This is a genomic window from Arthrobacter sp. UM1, from assembly GCF_020483305.1.
Taxonomy (GTDB): domain Bacteria; phylum Actinomycetota; class Actinomycetes; order Actinomycetales; family Micrococcaceae; genus Falsarthrobacter.
On record NZ_JACWAB010000007.1, the window covers coordinates 55,125 to 74,601 of the forward strand.

At 70.7% G+C, this 19,477-nt stretch carries 17 protein-coding genes; 2 read left to right on the plus strand and 15 right to left on the minus strand.

Going from position 1 to position 19,477, the window contains the following annotated elements; all coding sequences use genetic code 11:
* Positions 1-48: 48 nt before the first annotated feature.
* The 7 genes from H9I38_RS08895 to lysS all read right to left on the minus strand — a co-directional run bounded on the left by H9I38_RS08895 (position 49) and on the right by lysS (position 8,117).
* Positions 49-957 carry a hypothetical protein gene (locus H9I38_RS08895; protein WP_226338463.1) on the minus strand — a complete coding sequence of 303 codons (909 nt, stop codon included), beginning with the start codon at positions 955-957 and terminating at the stop codon, positions 49-51.
* The gene (locus H9I38_RS08900; RefSeq protein ID WP_226338464.1) at positions 954-1,805 is read right to left on the minus strand and encodes a hypothetical protein; all 852 of its coding nucleotides are present in this window, start codon (positions 1,803-1,805) and stop codon (positions 954-956) included. Before H9I38_RS08900 ends, H9I38_RS08895 begins: the two co-directional genes overlap by 4 nt.
* Positions 1,806-1,861: 56 nt before the next feature.
* The gene (locus tag H9I38_RS08905; protein WP_226338465.1) at positions 1,862-2,743 is read right to left on the minus strand and encodes a hypothetical protein; all 882 of its coding nucleotides are present in this window, start codon (positions 2,741-2,743) and stop codon (positions 1,862-1,864) included.
* A 278-nt stretch (positions 2,744-3,021) separates the two neighbouring features.
* Positions 3,022-5,664, minus strand: a complete 2,643-nt coding sequence (locus tag H9I38_RS08910) for an ATP-dependent Clp protease ATP-binding subunit (protein ID WP_226338466.1) — start codon at positions 5,662-5,664, stop codon at positions 3,022-3,024.
* Positions 5,665-5,830: 166 nt separating this feature from the next.
* Entirely contained in the window at positions 5,831-6,157 is a 327-nt protein-coding gene (locus H9I38_RS08915) for a histone-like nucleoid-structuring protein Lsr2 (protein WP_226338467.1), read from the minus strand.
* A gap of 158 nt (positions 6,158-6,315) precedes the next feature.
* On the minus strand, positions 6,316-6,657 hold the full coding sequence (locus H9I38_RS08920; RefSeq protein WP_226338468.1) for a hypothetical protein: 342 nt from the start codon (positions 6,655-6,657) through the stop codon (positions 6,316-6,318).
* Between the two features lie 5 nt (positions 6,658-6,662).
* Positions 6,663-8,117 carry a lysine--tRNA ligase gene (gene lysS, locus H9I38_RS08925; RefSeq protein ID WP_226338518.1) on the minus strand — a complete coding sequence of 485 codons (1,455 nt, stop codon included), beginning with the start codon at positions 8,115-8,117 and terminating at the stop codon, positions 6,663-6,665.
* 231 nt (positions 8,118-8,348) lie between these two features.
* Here lysS and H9I38_RS08930 point away from each other — a divergent pair, with 231 nt between their 5' ends.
* Positions 8,349-9,215: an alpha/beta fold hydrolase gene (locus H9I38_RS08930; RefSeq protein WP_226338469.1), complete on the plus strand. Its 867-nt coding sequence runs from the start codon at positions 8,349-8,351 to the stop codon at positions 9,213-9,215.
* A gap of 781 nt (positions 9,216-9,996) precedes the next feature.
* On the opposite strand, the gene H9I38_RS08935 is transcribed toward H9I38_RS08930, so the two are convergent.
* Positions 9,997-12,003, minus strand: a complete 2,007-nt coding sequence (locus H9I38_RS08935; protein WP_226338470.1) for a M13 family metallopeptidase — start codon at positions 12,001-12,003, stop codon at positions 9,997-9,999.
* A gap of 57 nt (positions 12,004-12,060) precedes the next feature.
* Between H9I38_RS08935 and H9I38_RS08940 the strand changes: the two genes are divergently transcribed.
* Positions 12,061-12,678 (plus strand): GNAT family N-acetyltransferase, encoded by a 618-nt coding sequence (locus tag H9I38_RS08940; protein ID WP_226338471.1) that lies wholly within the window; start codon positions 12,061-12,063, stop codon positions 12,676-12,678.
* 59 nt (positions 12,679-12,737) lie between these two features.
* On the opposite strand, the gene panC is transcribed toward H9I38_RS08940, so the two are convergent.
* From panC to folP, 7 genes are all read right to left on the minus strand, one after another.
* Complete coding sequence (gene panC / locus H9I38_RS08945) at positions 12,738-13,730, minus strand: pantoate--beta-alanine ligase (protein WP_226338472.1); 993 nt, start codon at positions 13,728-13,730, stop codon at positions 12,738-12,740.
* Positions 13,731-13,836: 106 nt separating this feature from the next.
* Positions 13,837-14,733 (minus strand): Rossmann-like and DUF2520 domain-containing protein, encoded by an 897-nt coding sequence (locus H9I38_RS08950; RefSeq protein WP_226338473.1) that lies wholly within the window; start codon positions 14,731-14,733, stop codon positions 13,837-13,839.
* On the minus strand, positions 14,730-16,436 hold the full coding sequence (locus H9I38_RS08955; RefSeq protein ID WP_226338474.1) for a PH domain-containing protein: 1,707 nt from the start codon (positions 16,434-16,436) through the stop codon (positions 14,730-14,732). Before H9I38_RS08955 ends, H9I38_RS08950 begins: the two co-directional genes overlap by 4 nt.
* Positions 16,436-16,918: a PH domain-containing protein gene (locus tag H9I38_RS10985; protein ID WP_226338475.1), complete on the minus strand. Its 483-nt coding sequence runs from the start codon at positions 16,916-16,918 to the stop codon at positions 16,436-16,438. The genes H9I38_RS08955 and H9I38_RS10985 overlap by 1 nt, the downstream gene beginning before the upstream one ends.
* A gap of 112 nt (positions 16,919-17,030) precedes the next feature.
* The gene (locus H9I38_RS08965; RefSeq protein WP_226338476.1) at positions 17,031-17,498 is read right to left on the minus strand and encodes a DUF3180 domain-containing protein; all 468 of its coding nucleotides are present in this window, start codon (positions 17,496-17,498) and stop codon (positions 17,031-17,033) included.
* Positions 17,495-18,463, minus strand: a complete 969-nt coding sequence (gene folK / locus H9I38_RS10990) for a 2-amino-4-hydroxy-6-hydroxymethyldihydropteridine diphosphokinase (protein WP_319002224.1) — start codon at positions 18,461-18,463, stop codon at positions 17,495-17,497. Before folK ends, H9I38_RS08965 begins: the two co-directional genes overlap by 4 nt.
* Positions 18,460-19,401: a dihydropteroate synthase gene (gene folP / locus H9I38_RS08980; protein WP_226338477.1), complete on the minus strand. Its 942-nt coding sequence runs from the start codon at positions 19,399-19,401 to the stop codon at positions 18,460-18,462. The genes folK and folP overlap by 4 nt, the downstream gene beginning before the upstream one ends.
* Positions 19,402-19,477: the final 76 nt, after the last annotated feature.

Sequence of the window (19,477 nt, forward strand, 5' to 3'; positions counted from 1 at the left end):
CCGGACACGTCCGGACAGTCTTCCCGAGTTCCCCAGCATGTCCTCTCCTCACTTGCTCAGAATCAGCTCGGCCCGCAGCTGGGCCTTCCGGATGACGTCTGCCGCGGCGGCGATCTCCGCCTCCCGCCCCTGCACCCAGTTCCGGGCGCTCCGCAGCACGGAGGCCTCGATCTTCGCCTGGAGGCCCGCTTCCGCCTGGCACGCGGCGTCCGCCCGGACCAGCTCGATCTCAGCCGCGTGCGGCCGCTCCCCCGGCTTCCTGTACTGGCCCCACTCCTGCCGCGCGTACGCAGACGCGTCTCCCAGGTCGAACTCCCGGCCGCCTCGGCGCATGCACGCCCCGTAGGCTTCCGCGCCTTCCCGCAGCGCCCGCCGGATCGCGGGGCCCGCACTCCGCGGCACGTCCTGCGCCCCGTATGGATACGCCACGGCGGTGAGGAAGTCGCGGTGGGTGCCGAACACGGCGAGCGCCCCCTCCGCCACACACCCGTGCTCCGGCATGGACATCCGGAACGTGTCATCCGCCGAGGTGAACCCGACCGTTCGCCCCTCGGCGTAGCTGCCCGTGACCTTCTCGTCCTGCTCGGCGGACATGTCTGCCTCCCCCGGCAGCGGGTTCCGCATCGTGGAGAGATACCCCACGCGCTCCGCGATCCGGGCATCGCCGAACAGCCCCGCCGGACCTCCCAGCGCCTCGATACCCCGGTACGGGGAGGTCACCTTCCGGTCCCACCCGTGCTTCGCCGCGCACGCCGAGACGGTCACATCCAGAGCGGCCTCGATCTCGGCCGAGGGGATGAGGACCGCCTTCACCTGGGCGCGCAGCGGCTCCTCGAACGGCCGCTCGAACACCCCGCATCCGCCCAGCGTCAGGACGACGACGGCGGCCGCCGTCGCCCTCAGCCTCCAGGACCACTCCCGCCGCGGAAGCGGGCACGGCCCCCGTTCACCTTTCATTCGGCAAGGATCCGCTCAGCTCGCTTTTGAGCTTCTTCATTGAGAACTGCCAGCGCGGCGATCTCGTTCTGATGTCTCTTGGCCCAGGAAGAGGCTCCCTCCAGAACAGCGTCATCCAGTTTTGCAGCCAGGCCGATCTTCTCCTGGCATCCAGCATCGATTCTGAGCAGCTCCAGCTCTTCCGCATGGGGAGGAGAACCGTGCGCACGATACTGACCCCATGTGCGTCCGGCCATTTCAGAAGCCTCGCCGATCGTAAAATCACGTCCATGCTCTTGAAGACAAGAGCGATAAGACGCTCCCATTGAGGACATAAGGTCCCTGATACGCGACTGGTAACCTAACGGCGCACCCCGAAGCTCATTTGCGAACCCACTCACCTTGATTGAGGCTTCAAGGCTTCCGTACACCTTGATCCGTGCATCCGAGACGCAACCGGTCTTGGGGACGGCCGTCCCTGCCCCCGTTTTCGGGGACGTGTAGCGAAACAGGTTCTCCGGTTCAAAGCTTCCTATGATGCCGTCAACCTGCTCCGCCGTCATCTCCGCACCCGAGTCCTCTGTCTCTCGCAGGGTCGCGGCATAGCCGATCCGTTCAGCGGAAGCCACGCTTGAGAAGACACCCGACACACCCGCTAGGGTCTGGAGCCCGCCAATTGAATACGGGACACGCTTCGTCCAACCGAATTTGCGCGCACAGATCGAAATCTCCTTCTCCATGGCCGCTTCGATTTCCGCCGAAGGCAGGAGAAGACTCCTCACCTGAGAACGAAGCGGCTCATCAAGCGGCCGCTCGAACACCCCGCATCCGCTCAGCGCCAGGACGACGACGGCGGCCGCCGTCGTCATCCTCAGCCTCCAGGACCACTTCCGCCGCGGAAGCGAGCGCATCCCCCGCTCGTCTTTCATTCGCCCAGGATCCGCTTAGACCGCTCCGTGGCGGCCTCGATCAGCTCGGCAGCCTTCATGATCCGAGCCTCGTTCTTTCGGGCCCAGCCGGCGGCGCCGAGGAGAATGGCATCATCGAGCCGACGGGCAATATCGAGCTCCGCCTGACAGCCGATGTCCACCCTCAGCATCTGCAGCTCCTGCTCGTGCGGCGGCTCGCCGGGGCTCCGGTACGCGCCCCACATCTGATTCGCGTGGCCCGAGGCAGCGCCGAGATGCAGGTCATAGCCGCCCTGGCGCATACACCCGCGGTACGCGTCAGAGACGTCCTGACTCACTCGGGCCGTATGCCGTGAGGTCTCCCGGGGCAGCTCTTTCATCTCCTCCGAGAGCTCGGACACGGTGTTCGCATTCTCAACACTCCCGAACACCGCCGCCGCGGACTCCGCCACACATCCCGTGGCTGGCACGGACCTGGGCGCTCCGGACTCCGAGTGCGCCGAGCCGCGCGGCTTCCCCTGCGGCGCACGCCCGAGGATCGCCTCCTCCTGCTCAGGTGTCAGGCCGGCGTTCACACCCGAGCTCTGGCGCAGGGTGGACGCATAGCCGCGCTTCTCCGCGGACTCAGCGGACGCGAAGACCTCCGGGATCCCCGAGATGAGCCCCGGGTGCGGGAGCGAGAACTCCACCCTTTCCGTCCACCCGTGCTTCTTGGCACATGCCGAGACTGCCCTCTCCATGGCCGCGTCGATCTCCGCGCGCGGCGCGAGCAGCCGCGCCGTCTTCGTCCGCAGCGGCTCCTCAAGCGGCCGCTCGAACACCCCGCATCCGCTCAGCGCCAGGACGACGACGGCGGCCGCCGTCGTCATGCTCAGCGCCCTGCCCGGCTTCCGCACCATGACCGCTCCTCCCCGAGTTAAGGATAATCATGACACGTGAGATCGAAGCCTGGGGAGCCCGCTCCGCTCCCTGAGACAGCGGCGCCCAGGCCAGCGGCCCCCGAGGAGCCCAGAGCCCGTAACCCGAAGCTCGAAGCCCAGACCGGGAGTCACACGACACAGCGCAGCGCCCAGCCCCGCATGGGGACTGGGCGCTGCGCTGTTCTGAGGAGGCGGAGCCGCTCGGGGCGTCCGCAGCGGGCGGCGCGAACCTGCCGGTCGCGCCGCCCCGGCCGGGCTTACGCCGTGCCGGCCGGGCGGTCGTTCTCCACGGCCCGGGCGGAGAGGCCGCCCTCGCCGTCGAACGCCGAGGAGCCGCCGGAGCGGGGCACCCGCGTGGTGTCCTTCTCGAAGTCGCCGAGCGGGCGGACCTTCTCTGGCTCGTCCGCCGAGTGGGCCTCGTTCTCCGAGGTCCGGGGCTCGGAGGAGAAGGTGAACTTCGCCTCGTCCCCCTCGCCCTCGACGTCCACGAGGATGTGGTGGCCCTGGACGATGTCGCCGAAGAGGATCTTCTCCGAGAGCTGGTCCTCGATCTCGGTCTGGATGGTCCGGCGCAGCGGGCGGGCGCCCATCGCCGGGTCGTAGCCGAGGTTGGCCAGGCGGATCTTGGCGGCGTTCGTCAGCTCGATGGTCATCTCCTTGTCGCCGAGGCGGCGGGCCAGGCGGGAGATGAAGAGGTCCACGATCTTGACGATCTCCTCCTCGGTGAGCTGCGGGAACACCACAACGTCGTCCACGCGGTTGAGGAACTCGGGGCGGAAGTGCTGCTTGAGCTCGTCGTTGACGCGAGCCTTCATCCGCTCGTAGTTCGTGGTGCTGTCCGTGCTGGACTGGAAGCCCGTCTGCACCGGCTTGGACGCGTCCCGGGTTCCGAGGTTGGTGGTCATGATGATCACCGTGTTCTTGAAGTCCACCACGCGGCCCTGCGCGTCCGTGAGGCGTCCGTCCTCGAGGATCTGCAGGAGCGAGTTGAAGAGGTCCTGGTGGGCCTTCTCCACCTCGTCGAACAGCACCACGGAGAACGGGCGACGGCGGACCTTCTCGGTGAGCTGGCCGCCCTCCTCGTAGCCCACGTATCCGGGAGGCGCGCCGAACAGCTTGGAGACGGTGTGCTTCTCGGCGTACTCGGACATGTCCAGGGTGATGAGCGCGTCCTGGTCCCCGAAGAGGAACTCCGCGAGCGCCTTGGCGAGCTCGGTCTTGCCCACGCCCGTGGGGCCGGCGAAGATGAACGATCCGCCGGGGCGGTTCGGGTCCTTGAGGCCGGCGCGCGTGCGGCGGATGGCCCGGGAGATGGAGCGGATGGCCTCGTCCTGGCCGATGACGCGCTTGTGCAGCTCGTCCTCCATCTTGAGCAGCCGCGAGGACTCCTCCTCCGAGAGCTTGACCACCGGGATGCCCGTGGACTTGGAGAGGATCTCGGCGATGAGATCGGCGTCCACGATGGCCGCCTGGTCCATCCCGCCGTTCTTCCAGGCTTCCTCCTTCTCCTGGCGCTTCTGCGTCAGCTGGGACTCCTTGTCCCGGAGGCTCGCGGCGCCCTCGAAGTCCTGGGCGTCGATGGCCTCTTCCTTCTGCTTCCGGACGCCCTCGATCTCCTTGTCCATCTCCTTGAGCTCCGGCGGCGGCGTGAGGCGCTGGATGCGCAGGCGCGCGCCGGCCTCGTCGATGAGGTCGATCGCCTTGTCCGGGAGGAAGCGGTCCGAGATGTAGCGGTGGGACATCTGGGCGGCGGCCTCGAGGGCCTCGTCCGTGATGGTCACCTTGTGGTGGGACTCGTACTGGTCCCGGACGCCCTGGAGGATCTGGTAGGTGAGGTCCACGCTCGGCTCGGCCACCTGGATCGGCTGGAAGCGGCGCTCGAGCGCGGCGTCCTTCTCGATGTGCTTGCGGTACTCGTCCAGCGTGGTGGCGCCGATCGTCTGGAGCTCGCCGCGGGCCAGCATCGGCTTGAGGATGTTGGCCGCGTCGATGGCGCCCTCCGCGGCACCCGCGCCGACGAGCGTGTGGATCTCGTCGATGAACAGGATGATGTCGCCCCGCGTCCGGACCTCCTTGAGGACGCCCTTGAGGCGCTCCTCGAAGTCGCCGCGGTAGCGCGAGCCCGCCACGAGCGAGCCGAGGTCCAGCGTGTAGAGGTGCTTGTCCTTGATGGTCTCCGGCACGTCTCCGCGGACGATCGCCTGCGCGAGGCCCTCGACGACGGCGGTCTTGCCGACGCCCGGCTCGCCGATGAGCACCGGGTTGTTCTTGGTGCGGCGGGAGAGGACCTGCATGACGCGCTCCATCTCCTGCTCGCGGCCGACGACGGGGTCCAGCTTCCCGTCCCGCGCGGCCTGCGTCAGGTTCCGGCCGAACTTGTCCAGCACGGTGGAGCCCGCCGGCTGTCCCTCGGCGCGGCCTCCGCCGGCGCCGACGCCCGCGTTGGCCGCCTCCTTGCCGCCGGGGTAGCCCTGGATCATCTGGACCACGGTCTGACGGACCTGGCCGAGCTCGTGGCCGAGCTTGACGATGACCTGAGCGGCCACGCCCTCGCCCTCGCGGAGCAGGCCGAGCAGGATGTGCTCCGTGCCGATGTAGTTGTGGCTGAGCTGCAGCGCCTCGCGCAGGGAGAGCTCGAGCACCTTCTTGGCGCGGGGCGTGAACGGGATGTGGCCTCCGGGGCCCTGCTGGCCCGGGCCGATCATGTCCTGGACCTGCTCCCGCACGGCCTCGAGGGTGATGTCCAGGGAGGCGAGGGCCTTGGCCGCGATGCTGTCCCCCTCGTGGATGAGCCCCAGGAGGATGTGCTCCGTCCCGATGTAGTTGTGGTTCAGCGTGCGCGCCTCTTCCTGCGCGAGCACCACCACTCGACGGGCCCTGTCAGTAAACCGTTCAAACACTCGGCACACTCCTTGCAGATGACTTTGGACTCGACTCTACGCAACACCCTGGTGAGGCCGCCGACTGTTCGCAAGCGGTGGAATCGGCCCGGACGCGCGGACGGCGCCGCCTCGCGGGACTGCGAGACGGCGCCGGCCGGTGGGGGTGTTGGAAAAAGGGCTCGCCTTAGTGGGCGGCCTCGTACTTGTCGAAGATGTCCTGGTGGATGCGGCCGCGGTCAGAGACGTTGAATCCCTGCTCCTTGGCCCATGCGCGCACCTTGGCCGTCTGGCTGGAGCGCTGTCCGCCCGAGCGGCCCGGGCTGCGGCGGCCGCGGCCGTTGGTCTTCATGGCCACCTCGATGAACGGCTTGAGAGCCTCGCGGAGCTTCTCCGCGTTCTCATTGCTGAGGTCGATCTGGTAATCGACGCCCTCGAGCCCGAAACGCATGGTCTGGTCCGCCGGACCGCCCGACAAGTCGTCTTCCAGGATGATCTGCACCTTCTGAGCCACTGTGGGTTTCCCCTCTTATCGACGTTGACATCCCGAAATCAGAATGCTGTTACCCGAACACTCTACAGAGAACAGCGCGCTCCGCGCATCTATTTCGCTCTGATCGTAATGTTCAGCGGGAAACTGTCAGGTTACCTAGAGAAAAAGCTCGGAAATCCCTAGAGGCGGCGGTCTTCGGATTCCCCTCGGAGATCCTCGGCCGCGCCCTCGCGAGCCGGGGCGCCCCCTGCGTCCGGCCTTCCCTCCCCCAGCGCGCCGGGCTCTGCGGCGGCGCCGCCGCGGCGCGGGACGGACGAGGGCGCCGGGGCCTCAGCGGCCGACGGCGCACGCCGCTCGCCCTCCTGCACGCCGTGCTTCTCCCGGTATTCACGGACGGCAGTGGAATAGGCGTCCCGCTCGCTCTTGTCCGAGCGGATCACGGCCCGGTACACGAACAGGAAGATGAGAAAGATGCCGACGGACGGGAGAAGAACGTCCACATACGGTCCGATCGCGCCCATGTCCGTCACGCCTCCGGCTTCAGCAGCGGGAAGAGAATGGTCTCGCGAATGCCCGCCTGAGTGAACAGCATGACCAGGCGGTCGATTCCGAGCCCGATTCCTCCCATGGGCGGCGCGCCGTATTCGAGGGCGCGGAGGAAGTCGTCGTCGAGCTGCATGGCCTCGTCGTCGCCGTCGGCCGCCTTGCGGGACTGCTCGGTGAGGCGCTCGCGCTGGATGACCGGATCGATGAGCTCGGAGAACGCCGTACCGCGCTCCATGCCGCCGATGATGAGGTCCCACGCCTCGATGAGGCGGGGGTCCTCGCGGTGCTGGCGGGCGAGCGGCTGGGCGGAGGGCGGGTAGTCGTAGACGAAGGTCGGGTTGAGGAGGGTCGGCTCCACGATCTCGCCGAAGAGCTCCACGACGGCCTTCTCGGCGTCCCACGCGGGATCCAGGGAGACCTCGTGCTGCTCGGCGACCTCCTTGAGCACGTCGAGGCCCGTGTCCGGCGTGATCTCGCGGCCCACGGCCTCGGACAGGCCCGGGTAGACGGGAAGCCAGCGCCACTCGGCGTCGAGGTCGATGGTCCCCTGCTCCGTCTCGATCTGGTGCGGGGCGCCGACGGCGTCCGCCGCGTTGAGGATGATCTCCTTGAGGCGCTCGGCCATGGTGAACTGGTCCGCCCAGGCCTCATAGGACTCGAGCGTGGTGAACTCGGGGCTGTGCGTGGAGTCCACGCCCTCGTTGCGGAAGACGCGGCCGAGCTCGAACACGCGCTCGATGCCGCCCACCACGGCCCGCTTGAGGTAGAGCTCGGTGGCGATGCGGAGAGTCATGGGCTGGTCGAACGCGTTGAGGTGTGTCTCGAACGGGCGGGCCGCCGCGCCGCCGTGGATGAGGTTGAGCATCGGGGTCTCCACCTCCACGTAGCCGTGCCCGTGGAGCGTGTCCCGGACTGAGCGCGTGATGGCCGCGCGCTTGTAGACCATGTCCCGGGCCGCGTCACGGACCATGAGGTCCGCGTAGCGCTGGCGGACCCGCGTCTCCTCGCCGAGCTCCGCGTGGATCATCGGCATGGGGCGCAGCGCCTTGGAGGCCATGCGCCACTCGTCCGCCATGACGGAGAGCTCTCCGCGGCGGGAGGAGATGACCTCGCCCTTCACGAACACGTGGTCCCCGAGGTCCACCATCTGCTTCCAGGAGGCGAGCGCCTCCTCCCCGACGTTGGCCAGGGACACCATCGCCTGGATCCGGGTGCCGTTGCCCTGCTGCAGCGTGGCGAAGCAGAGCTTGCCCGTGTTGCGCACGAACACCACGCGGCCGGCGACGCCCACGGTCTCGCCCGTGGTCTGGTCCGCCTCGAGGTGGCCGAACTTCTCCCGCAGCTCCGTGACGGTGTGCGTGATGGGCAGCGCCACCGGGTAGGGCTCGTGGCCCGACTCGAGGAGCTGCTGGCGCTTCGCGTAGCGCACGCGCATCTGCTCGGAGGCCTCGGCCGCCTCTGCGGACTGCGTCTTCGGCTCGGACTGGGGTGCGGCGGGGTCTTGAGAAGTCACAGTCCTCTATTCTAGGCCCGCTTTCCGGCCCTCACAGGGGCCATTGAGGTACGGGGAGCACGATGAGACGGAGGAACCGCGCCGCCGGCCCTGGACGGCATCGGCAGCCCGCAGCCACTCGTAGCGATCGAAGCGAAGGAGCGTGTCCAGCCCGTGAAGCACCGGCTCACCCAGCGCGTCCTCACCCTTCCAGACCGCGGGCGGCTCGAGCTCTTCTCCCTCGGCGAGGGGCCCGGGATCGTCGTCGTGCACGGAGCCATGGTGACCATCCACCAGTACCTGGGGGTCATCCACCGGCTCCACGCGGTGACGCGGCTGCCGGTGCACTTCTACAACCGGCGGGGGCGCGGCTCGTCCTCGAACCAGCCGGAGAACTACTCGCTGCGAACCGAGGTCCACGACGCCCAGGAGGTCCTGCGGGCCACCGGCTCCCGGACCCTGTTCGGCCACAGCTACGGCGGCGCCATCGCGCTGCACACCGCGCGGGCCCTGGGCCCCGATGCCCTCGACGCCGTCATCACGTACGACGCCGCAGCCAACGTGGCCGGCAGCTTCCCGACCCACTACCTCCCCCAGGCCCACAAGGCCCTGGAGGACGGCCGGCTCGCCCGGGCCACGGCGATCGCCGGCAAGAACCTCGGCACCGTCCCCTTCCTTCCGCGGCTGCCGCTGCCCCTGCTGACCCGCGTGGTCCGGACCGCCGCCCGCACCTCGGCCGGTGCCCAGCTCGAGTACCTCGCCGCGCCGACCCTCCGCGAGCTGGACCAGCTCCGCCAGAGCGACCGCTCCGCCGAGGACTACGCCAACGAGGTCCCCACGCTGCTGCTGGTCGGCTCGCGCTCGCCGGCCTTCTTCCGGCTGGCGTCCGAGTCCATCGCCGAGCAGACCAACGCCACCGTCACCGTCCTGGCCAACCTCCACCACGACGGCGGCAACCGCGGCCCCTTCCCCGTGGTCCGCGAGGTGGCGCGCTTCCTGCGCCACCAGCGCCGGACCTCACGCGCCTACCGCCCGGCGTAGGCGGTCTCGGGGGCGTTCGGGTTTCGGGCGGAGCAGACGCGTTCCGGGGGTTGCGCCCTCTCCGCCTCGGCCCGGGCCACGGTTGACACCCGTTTCCGCCCGTCCCGGCCCGCCGTCGCCTCCCTACCACCCGCGCCACACCCGTTTCCGCTCAGCCCAGGCATCCACACCCGTTTCTGCTCAAAATCGCGCTCGATTCCGGGTGTATTCGCCTAAAACCGGGTGCGATGGCGAAAAGGGGTGTGGACGCGAGGAGGAGGCCGCTCCGTGGGGCCACTCGAATCGAAATGAGCCCCGTCTGCTGCGAGGCACACGTTATGGGCCCTGAGTCGCGAGTTCGACACCCATTTCCGCTTGCCATCACGAAGCCGCCCAAGCAGCAACACGAACCACACCCGTTTCCGCTCACCCCGCGCCATCCACACCCGTTTCCGCTCAAAATCACGCTCGATTCCGGGTGTATTCGCCAGAAACCGGGTGCGATGGCGAAAGTCGGTGTGGTGACGGCGGAGAGGGGACGACGACGGCGGGCGCCGGGTGGCGTGAGCCGACGAAGCGAGGGAGGCGCCGGTGATGCGATCCGTCAGAACGACGACGGCGGAGAGACGGGCCGCAGCAGGAGAGGGGGACGAGCTGCAGAAGGGAGGGCAGCAGCAGGAGACGGGGACGAGCGGGGAGTACAGGGAGGGAGGAACGGGGAAGAGGGGACCCGGCCCAGAGACGCAGAAAAGCCGCCGGCCCCACGGGGTGTCCGTGGGACCGGCGGCTCGGGGCCGTCACATCACCAGATGGTGACTCGCTTCTCGGGCTCGAGGTACATGCCGTCGCCCGGCTTGGTGCCGAAGGCCTCGTGGAAGGCGTCGAGGTTCTTGGCCGGCTCGTTCGCCCGGAACTCGGCAGGCGAGTGCGGGTCAGAGGAGACCTGCAGCTCCACGGCCTCCTTACGGGCCTTCGCCTTCCAGATCGTGGCCCAGGCGAGGAAGAAGCGCTGGGCCGCCGTGAGCCCGTTGACCACCGGGGCGGTCTCCAGGGTGAGGCCGTGGTCGGCCAGGTACAGCTTGTACGCCTTGAGTCCGATCCCGAGGCCGCCGAGGTCTCCGATGTTCTCGCCGAGGGTGAGCTCGCCGTTCACGGACGCCTCGGGCGCTGCCGCCGGGTGCAGGCCGTCATACTGGCTGACCAGGCGGGAGGTCCGCTCGGTGAACGCCTCCCGGTCCGCCTCGGTCCACCAGTTCTCGAGGCGGCCGTCGCCGTCGTAGCGGGAGCCCTGGTCGTCGAACCCGTGGCCGATCTCGTGGCCGATCACGGCGCCGATGCCCGCGAAGTTCATGCCCGCGTCCCCCTCGGCGTCGAAGAACGGCGGCCGCAGGATGGCGGCAGGGAAGACGATCTCGTTGGCCGGCGGCATGTAGTAGGCGTTGACAGTCTGCGGGGTCATGAGCCATTCCTTGCCGTCCACCGGCCGGTCCAGCTTCTCCAGCTCCCGGCGGGTCTCGGACTCGTTGGCCCGCATGGCCGTGGCCACGAGGTCCGCCTGGACGGAGACGTCCGAGTAGTCCTTCCACTCCTCCGGGTAGCCGATCTTGGTCACGAACTTCTCGAGCTTGACGAGCGCCTTCTTGCGCGTCTCCTCCGACATCCACGAGATCTCCGAGATGGACTCGCGGTACGCGCGGACGAGGTAGTCCACGAGCTCGAGCATCCGCGCCTTGTACTCCGGCGGGAAGTGCTCCGCCACGAAGAGCGCGCCGAGGTCCTCCCCCACGGCGTTCTCCACGAAGGCCACGCCGCGCTTCCACCGCTCGCGCTGCTCGGTGGCGCCGGTCAGGGCCTTGGAGACGAACTCCCAGTTGCAGCGCACCACGTCCTTGGACAGGTAGGGCGCCGCGAAGTGGGCCGCGAAGTTCTTGAGCCACAGCTTCCACGTGTCCAGCGGGACGTTCTGGAGGAGCTCGCTGACGCCGTCGAGCGCCTCGGGCTGCCAGACGTTGAGCGTCTCCCGGCGCGAGGCCTCCGGGACCGCCCGGGCGATCCACGCGTGCAGAAGCGGCCAGCGCTCGGCGAACTCGCGGTCCGTGTAGGGGTTGTTGCGGGCCACCGCGTCCCGCGTGCGCACCTTGTCCCAGTGCGCCGCGGCGATCTTGGTCTCCAGCGCCATGGCGTCCGCCGGATCCCCCTCGATCCCCGTGAGCTCGAAGAAGGCGCGCAGGTGCTCCAGGTACTTCTCCCGGATCTCCGCGTACTCGTCCTCCCGGTAGTAGGCCTCGTCCGGCAGGAAGATGCCGCCCTGGACCGCGAAGACGCGGTTGAGCTCCGGGTTGTTCGGGTCGATGCTCACGAACAGGTTGGCCAGCGAGCCCACTCCCGCGGCGTGCAGGTCCGAGGCCACGGCCACGAACTCCTCCACGGTCTGCGCCGCCTCGATCTGCGCGAGCAGCGGCTTGAGCGGCTCGACGCCGCGCGCCTCAATGGCGTCCTCGTCCATGAACTGCGCGTACAGGCCGCCGATCCGCCGGGCCCGTGCGGCGTCCTTGCCGCCATCCGCACCGCCGGCCGCAACGTTGCCCTGCACCGCGGCCCGCTCGATGATGGCCCGCACGTCCGCCTCCGAGCGGTCCCGCAGCTCGTAGAACGCGCCGTCCATGCCGCGGTCTCCCGGGATCTCATGCGTGTCCAGCCACTGCCCGTTGGTGTGCCGGAAGAGGTCGTCCTGGACCCGGGTCCCCTCATCCGTGTACGGGAAGAGGACGCCGTCCGAGGCCTGTTCGCGAGTGTCATGAGAAGTCATGCGTTCAGACTAGCCACTCACCCTGGCGTTCGTCAGAGAGAAGCGTAGATTGTGGATATGTCCGTCGATTTCCGCACCCCGCCCCGTCTCCGCGACGGTGACCTGCTGCTCCGCGCCCACCGTCTCTCCGACGCCGAGGCCGTCCACGAGCGCTCCGTGGATCCCGTCTCCCTCGCCTGGACCACCATCCCGCGCGACTACACCCGCCAGATGGCCGTCGAGTACATCGAGCGGATGCTCTCAGGCCGGGAGACCACGTGGTTCTGGGCGCTCGACGTCAACGGCGAGTACGCGGGCACCCTCGACCTCCGCTTCTCCGGCCTCGGCGAGGACATGAAGCCGGAGATCGTCCGCGCTCGCGACGCGGCCGCCCGCCACGGCCGGCCCGAGCCGACGACGACGGCGGTCCTCGGCTTCGTCATGCACCCCGCCTTCCGAGGCCGCGGGCTCATGGGACGCGCCGTCCGCCTCGCCGTGGACGAGGTCTTCCGCCAGGGCCTCGTGGACCGCGTGCTCTGGCAGGCGGCCGCCGGGAACCGCGCCTCGTTCCGTTCGGTCCAGTCCGCCGGCTTCCCCGACTTCATCGAGGTTCCCGGGCTCCTCAGCGAGCGCGGCCTCCGCATGGACGGCTGGGTCAGCGTCCTCACCCGCGAGGACTGGGCCGCGCGCCGGTAGAACTGGCCTCCGGCCGCCCGTTCCGGCCAGCAGTCACCCCGTGCGCCGGCCTCCCGACCTCAGAGGTGCAGGTTGTCGAGCAGCCGCACCGAGCCGACCTTCGCGGCCGCGATGACGACGTCCCCCGGCCTCGCCCGCACTGCGTCCTCCGCAACGACCGTGTCGCCCCCATCGCCGGCGAAGTCAGTGGAGACCGCGCCCTCCGCAGAGCCCGCGCCAGGCGCGTTCCCCTCGCCCCGCACCGGCTCGAACGTCCGTCCGTCGACGAGCTCGAGGTAGTCCAGCCCGATCCCCTCAGCGGCGCCCAGGCGTTCGCGCGCGGCGGCGAGGCGGAGCGGGCCGCCGTCGTCGTGCTGGCGGCGCAGGTCCGCAAGGGTGCGCGAGATCTCGAGGGCCTGCTCGCGCTCCTCGGCGCTGAGGAAGCGGTTGCGGGAGGAGAGGGCGACGCCGTCGGCATCGCGGACGATCGGCACGCCCTCGATCCGCACCGGCATGTTGAGGTCCGCGACCATGCGGCGGATGATCGCGAGCTGCTGCGCGTCCTTCTCCCCGAACAGCGCCGTGAACTCGGCGGCCGCGCTCGGCTGGGCGGCGTGGAGGAGCTTGGCGACCACGGTAAGCATCCCGTCGAAGTGCCCGGGGCGGCTGGCGCCCTCGAACCGCTCGGCCATGGGGCCCGCGGAGAGGCGCACGAGCGGCTCGCCCTCGGGGTACATCTCCGCGGCGGTCGGCGCGAAGACGAGGTCCGCGCCCGCCTCCGCCAGGACCTCGCGGTCCGCGTCCAGCGTCCGCGGATAGCGCTCGAGGTCCGCGGGATCCCCGAACTGGAGCGGGTTGACGAACACCGAGACGACGACGACGTCCGCCACCTCCCGGGCCCGCCGCACGAGGCGTGCGTGACCGGCGTGGAGGGCGCCCATCGTGGGGACGAGGGCGAGCGTGGGACGGACGCTCGCGCCGGCGCCGGAGCGGGCGCTGTCCCCCGCGAGGTCGAGCAGCTCAGCCGAGGCGCTGCGCAGCTCGGCGATCGTGGTGACGAGGCGGGGCTTCATGTCGGCCACCCTATCGGCTCAGAGCGGCTCGGGGAGGCTCAGAGCAGCTCGAGAGGACTCGGAGAGGCTCGGGCTGCCTCGAGGGGGTCCCTGCGGCTGGCGCCCGTCACTCCCCGCCGAGCGTCAGCCGCTCGATGATCCGGCTCGCTGCCTCGGCCGAGATGCGCCCCGAGGCCAGGGCCCGCCTCGCCGTGGCCACGGCCATCTCCCGGTAGGCGGTGAGGAGGTCGGCTTCGTCAGGGCTGTCCGCGGCGCGGCGCTCCAGCGCGTCCGCGTGCGCCGCGACGGTCTGGGCGTCCCCGCGTGAGACCGGCCCCGTCAGCGCGGACTCCCCGGAGGCGAGCGCGTTCTCCAGGCTCGCGCGCAGCAGCGGCCCGAGCACGCGCGCCGGGTCCTCCACGCCGATCGAGCCGAGCAGCTGCGAGCTCTGGGCCACGAGCGTCACCAGATGGTTCGAGGAGTGCGCGAGCGCGGCGTGGTAGGCCACGCGGTCGGCGTCGTCGACCACCACCGGCTCGCCGCCCATCTCCACCGCGAGCGCCTGGGCGATCGGCAGGAACACCGGGTCCGCCGTCACGCCGAACGCGCAGTCCTGCAGGCGCGTGAGGTCGAGGCTCATGCCCGTGAAGGCCATCGCCGGGTGGACCGCGATGGGCACGGCGCCGAGCTCCCGCGCCGGCGCGAACACCTCGAGCCCGTGCATCCCGGACGTGTGGAGGACGATCTGCCCGGTCCGCAGGTGCCCGGCCCCCGCGAGGCCGGCCACGAGCTCCTCGAGGGCGTCGTCCGGGACGGCGAAGAGGACCAGGTCCCCGGCGCGCACCGCCTCGTCGAGCGGCAGCACGGGAACGCCGGGCAGGAGGGTCTCCGCGCGCTCCCGGCTCGCCTCGGAGACGGCGGTGACGGCGACGACGTCGTGCTCCGCGGCCCTCAGCGCAGCCCCGAGGACGGCGCCCACTCTGCCGGCGCCGATGACGGAGACCTTGAGGCGGCCTGGTTTCACGGGTGCTCCTCGGGGTGGGGATTCGGGCGCGGAACGGGGCCGGGACCGGAAGGCCGCCTCACGATCCGGGCGGAGTGCGCGGCCTCGACGGCCCGCGTGCGCAGGGCGTCGAACGTCTCGGCGGCCTCACGGGTCTTGAGCTTGGGCAGGTGGCTGGCCGCGAGCCAGGAGAGCCCGCCGGAGACGAGGTGGACGCGGGGCCGGGCCAGGCCGCACGCACGGCTCACAGGCCCCTGCTCGATCTCCACGGACTGGATGCGCCGCAGCGGGATGAACGCGAGCTGCCGGGTGAGCCACCCGGACCTCGAGGACAGGACGCCGTCTCGGACCAGGAAGCCCACGCGCTTGCGGGCGAACGGGGACATCCACTCGGCGGCGCGCGCCATGCGGGTGAAGCCGTCGTCCGGCCGCACGGCGAACTCGTCCAGGCGCCCGGCGAACTCCGGCAGGGCCTCGGCGAGGACGGGCTCGATCTCCTCGAACCGCGCCACGGGCAGGAGCTCGCTGCCCACGTTCTCGTCCGCCAGGTCCCCCGCTCCGCCGGGGCTGAGGTACTCGACGCCGTACCAGCCGAACGGCCGCCACAGGAGCGGCTGCCGGATGAACACGCCGTGGATGCGCTCCGGGCGCACGGCCCGGGCCGCCGTGGACGCCGCCCCCTGGGAGACCACGAGCCGGCCTCCGCGCGCTGCGAGCACGAAGTTCATGCGCTTGGGCAGCTTCGTCACCGTGTTGAACAGCAGGGCGATGAGAGTGGGCCCGATGCCCGCGCGGATCACCAGCAGCGCATCGTCCCGCCACCCCACGGGCAGGAAGGAGATGACGACGGCGGCCGCGACGGCCAGCGCCGCGATGATCACGCTGGGGCTGAGCAGAAGGGACCCGACCACGCGAGACGTCGGCTGCCGGAAGAGACGGCGCTCGGTGCCGTCCAGCACCACGGGCTCGCTCACCGGGGCCGGAGCCGTGGGCACGGCCGCGTTCTCAGGTGAGGCCTCCGCCTCGCCCGCTGCGCCCGGCAGAGCAGCTCCCCCGCCGAGCGGGGACGCCGTCTCGAGGGAGGGAACGGCGCCGTGCGCCGTCGTGCCCTCCTGCGCCCGGATCTCCTGCGTCTGGATCTCCTGGGCCTCGATGAGGAGCTCGGTGCGCAGACGCTTCGCCTCGGAGGTCTTGAGGAAGGCGAGGGTGAAGTCCGAGCCGGCCTCGCCGTCCGCGGTGACGAGCTTGAGCTCCGTCAGGCCGAGGATGCGGGCGGCCAGCGGCTGGTTCATGTCGACCGACTGGAGGCGGTCCAGCCGCACCTGGTGCCTCGACTGGAACAGCACGCCCTTGCGCAGATACACGTGCGAGCGCGTGATGAAGAAGCGGTGCTTGAGCCAGGACAGGTACCCGAAGACGAGCAGGAGCGCAGGCACGCCGAAGACGACCGCCGCAAACCAGGGGTTGATCTCGAGCGGGCCGTCCGGCTGGGTGACCCCCTTGCCCGTGAGGACGTCCTCCCCGAAGTTCTGCACGAGGTTGAAGAGGACCACCGCCACGATGATCCAGGCGTGCACGAGCGGCGAGGACCAGTGGACGTGGCGCCACTGCGAGATGTCCTCGGGAGCGGATTCGGGGCGGTCCTCGGCGGGAGGGAGGGCGGCTGGTGCGCCGTCGTCGGGCCGTGCTCCGCCGGGCTCGAACTCCTCGTGGGGCTGCCGCATCACAGCCCCGCGAGCTGGGCGCTGCCGCGCGAGACGAGACGCTCCTTGAGCGCCTCGGCGTCCTCGAGGGGCAGCCCCTGCACGGTGGCGCTCATGCTGGACGCGGCGGAGTGGAGCTCGACGCTCGCGAGCCCGTACCGGCGCAGGAGCGGGCCCTGGCTCACCTTGGCGTACTGGATGCGGCCGTACGGCACGGCCACCACCTCGCGGAACCAGGCGCCGGAGGCCACCATGTAGTCGTCCTCGAGCAGCGCGAACCCGTGGTTGCGCATGAACACCCGCACGCGGAACACGGCGATCCCCCAGAACAGGATCCACGGCAGGATGACGAGCAGCCACACCCACAGCGGGATCTGGGCGCCCTTGAAGACCATCGGGATGACGAGCAGCACCGCTGCGCCGATCGCCGCGATGACGAGCCACCCCAGCGAGCCGATGTACTTGGCCGTGGCCAGCTTGGGGTGGGGCCGCTGGAGCTCCACGCCCTCCGGGACGATCGAACGGGCGCCAGTCCGCGGGCCGCCGGATCTGGGCTCACCCGGCCTGGGCTCACTCGGCCCGGACTCGCCGGGCTCCATCTCGCTCGGCTCTGCTTCACTGGGCCTGGGGCTCACTGGGATCACCTTCCTCCGGCGGGATTCGGCAGAAGAACTCCACGGCGATCCCGACGCCGATCATGATGAGGCCCCCGACGATCACGGAGACACACGCGTTGACACTGTCCGAGCCGCCCTCCCCGAGGGAGCGGCCGAGGCCGGCGAGCACGCCCGTGTGCCAGCCGGCGATGAGCGCGCCCGCATGGGCGCAGGCCTGCCCGAGCACGAGGGTGCGGGCGGCCACAAGGGGGTCGATGGGCTGCCGGGCCCGCCCCGTCCGGGAGCGCCACACGGCGAACCCGAAGCCGAGGCTGACCGCGCACATGACGCCCATGGTGACGAGGGCGCTCCACGGGAAGCGCACGGAGGGGAAGCCCGCATTGGCCGCGAGGGCGTTGGCGATCCAGCCGAGGATCCCGGCCACGAACGCGAACGCCACGAGGGGCCACGGGCGGATGGCCTTCACGGCGACACCGCCCCGCAGGGACCGGCTCCGCCGTCGACTCCCGGCTCGGCTCCCGCGCCGGCAGCGGGGCCGCCCGCGGGGCCGCCCCCGTCCCGCCCGGCGGTCGAGTCCAGAGAGTCCAGCGGCCCGAGCCGCTCCACGCCGTCCGCGTCCGGCGCCTCGGCCGCGAGCTCTGAGACGAGCCGGCCGTCCAGCACCGCGCCCGGGTCCGCCCAGGACCACGGCGCCAGGACGAACGCCCTCTGCGCCGCGCGCGGATGGGGAAGGGTGAGCACGGGATCGTCGCTGCGGAGGTCCCCGAGCCGGATGACGTCCACGTCCAGCGTCCGCGCGCCCCACCGCACCTCGCGCGTGCGGCCGTGGGCCTGCTCCACACGCTGGGCGAGCGCCAGGAGGGCCCGCGGGGAGAGGGTGGTCTCCCCCGTCACCACGAGGTTGAGGTAGTCCGGCTGGCCCTCCGGCCCGCCCACGGGAGCAGTCCGCGCCGCGTCCGAGACCGCCTGCACGTCCACGCGCCTGGCCTCGCGGAGAAGGCGGACCGCGTCCCTCAGGGTCTCGCCCGAGTCTCCGAGGTTGCTGCCGAGGGCCAGGACGAACGGCCTCCGGGCCCTCGTCACGGTCACGCTCGCGTTGCGGAACGGCACCGAGATGGGCGCCTGCGGCTTGTGGACGGTCACGGTGACGGTCTGCGCGTGGGCGCCGGCGATCTCGAGGCTGCGCGCCGCGATAGCCTCGGCGAGCGCCTCGATGAGCTCGAACGGCTCGCCCGTGATGAGCGCGTGCACCTCCTCGGCGAGGAACCCGTAGTCCACCGTGTCCGCGAGGTCGTCCGTCAGCCCGGCCACCCCGTGGTCCGCGGCGACGACGACGTCCGCGCTGAACCGCTGCCCGACCCGCTTCTCATGCTCGAGGACGCCGTGGAACCCGCGGCCCTCGATCCCGGTCAGCGTGATGAGATCGCTCATGGCCGCTGCCCGTCTCGGCCGCGGCCGTCCCGGTCACGCCCGCTCAAGGCCTCCGCCACCGCGACGGCATCGGCGCTGCCCTCGACGTCGTGCACCCGCACGCCCCAGACGCCCCGCTGCGCGAGGAGCGCGGTGAGCGCGAGCGTGGCCGCGTCCCGCTCCCCCACCGGGCGGTCCTTGCCGCCCGAGGCGAGCAGGCGGCCGAGGAAGCGCTTGCGGCTCGCGCCGATGAGCAGCGGGAGGCCGATCGCCTCGAGCTCGCCGAGGCCGCGGAGGATGTCCCAGTTGTCCTCGGCCTCCTTGTTGAAGCCGAGGCCCGGGTCCAGGACGATCTGCTCCCGCGCGACGCCCGCGGCCTCGAGCCGGCGCACGCACTCGGCGAGCTCCGCGGCCACCTCGGCCGGCGCGCTTCCGTACTGCGCGGACGGGTCCTGGGACTTCACGGGCCCGCGGGAGTGCATGAGGATGTAACCCGCGCCGGTCTCGGCGATGAGGGCGGCCATCTCGTCCGTGAGGAGGTTCCCGGAGACGTCGTTGACGGCCACCGCGCCGGCCTCGAGCGCGGCCCGGGCGGTGGAGGCGTTCTTGGTGTCCACGGTGACGCTCGCACCGGCCTTCGCGAGGGCCCGGATGACGGGCAGGATGCGCTCGGCCTCGGTCTCGGGGTCCACGGGCTCGGCGTCCGGGCGGGTGGACTCCCCGCCCACGTCCACGATGTCCGCGCCGCCGTAGTGCATGGCCAGTCCGTGGCGCACGGCGGCGTCCGCGTCCGCATGCCGGCCGCCGTCGGAGAAGGAGTCCTCCGTGACGTTGAGGATGCCCATGACGAGCGTCCGCCGGGGCAGCTCGTTCAGCTTCTTGGGCGTCTGCGGTGCGCGAAGACGCATCATCGGGCCGGTGTTCGGACCGGTCCCGGGGGCTGCGGCAAGGGAGTCCATCGGGTCCTCGTCTCTCGTGTCGGAACGTGTGGCGGGCGGGGACGGCGGGGATCGGCGTGCCGGGGGCGCACGGCGG

Coding starts and splice junctions, on each gene's coding strand:
- H9I38_RS08895 (WP_226338463.1), bottom strand. CDS start 957: ATGAAAGGTGAACGGGGGCCGTGCCCGCTTCCGCGGCGGGAGTGGTCC.
- H9I38_RS08900 (WP_226338464.1), bottom strand. CDS start 1,805: ATGACGACGGCGGCCGCCGTCGTCGTCCTGGCGCTGAGCGGATGCGGG.
- H9I38_RS08905 (WP_226338465.1), bottom strand. CDS start 2,743: ATGGTGCGGAAGCCGGGCAGGGCGCTGAGCATGACGACGGCGGCCGCC.
- H9I38_RS08920 (WP_226338468.1), bottom strand. CDS start 6,657: ATGGGCGCGATCGGACCGTATGTGGACGTTCTTCTCCCGTCCGTCGGC.
- lysS (WP_226338518.1), bottom strand. CDS start 8,117: ATGCGCGTGCGCTACGCGAAGCGCCAGCAGCTCCTCGAGTCGGGCCAC.
- H9I38_RS08935 (WP_226338470.1), bottom strand. CDS start 12,003: ATGACTTCTCATGACACTCGCGAACAGGCCTCGGACGGCGTCCTCTTC.
- H9I38_RS08940 (WP_226338471.1), top strand. CDS start 12,061: ATGTCCGTCGATTTCCGCACCCCGCCCCGTCTCCGCGACGGTGACCTG.
- panC (WP_226338472.1), bottom strand. CDS start 13,730: ATGAAGCCCCGCCTCGTCACCACGATCGCCGAGCTGCGCAGCGCCTCG.
- H9I38_RS08955 (WP_226338474.1), bottom strand. CDS start 16,436: ATGCGGCAGCCCCACGAGGAGTTCGAGCCCGGCGGAGCACGGCCCGAC.
- folK (WP_319002224.1), bottom strand. CDS start 18,463: ATGAGCGATCTCATCACGCTGACCGGGATCGAGGGCCGCGGGTTCCAC.
- folP (WP_226338477.1), bottom strand. CDS start 19,401: ATGGACTCCCTTGCCGCAGCCCCCGGGACCGGTCCGAACACCGGCCCG.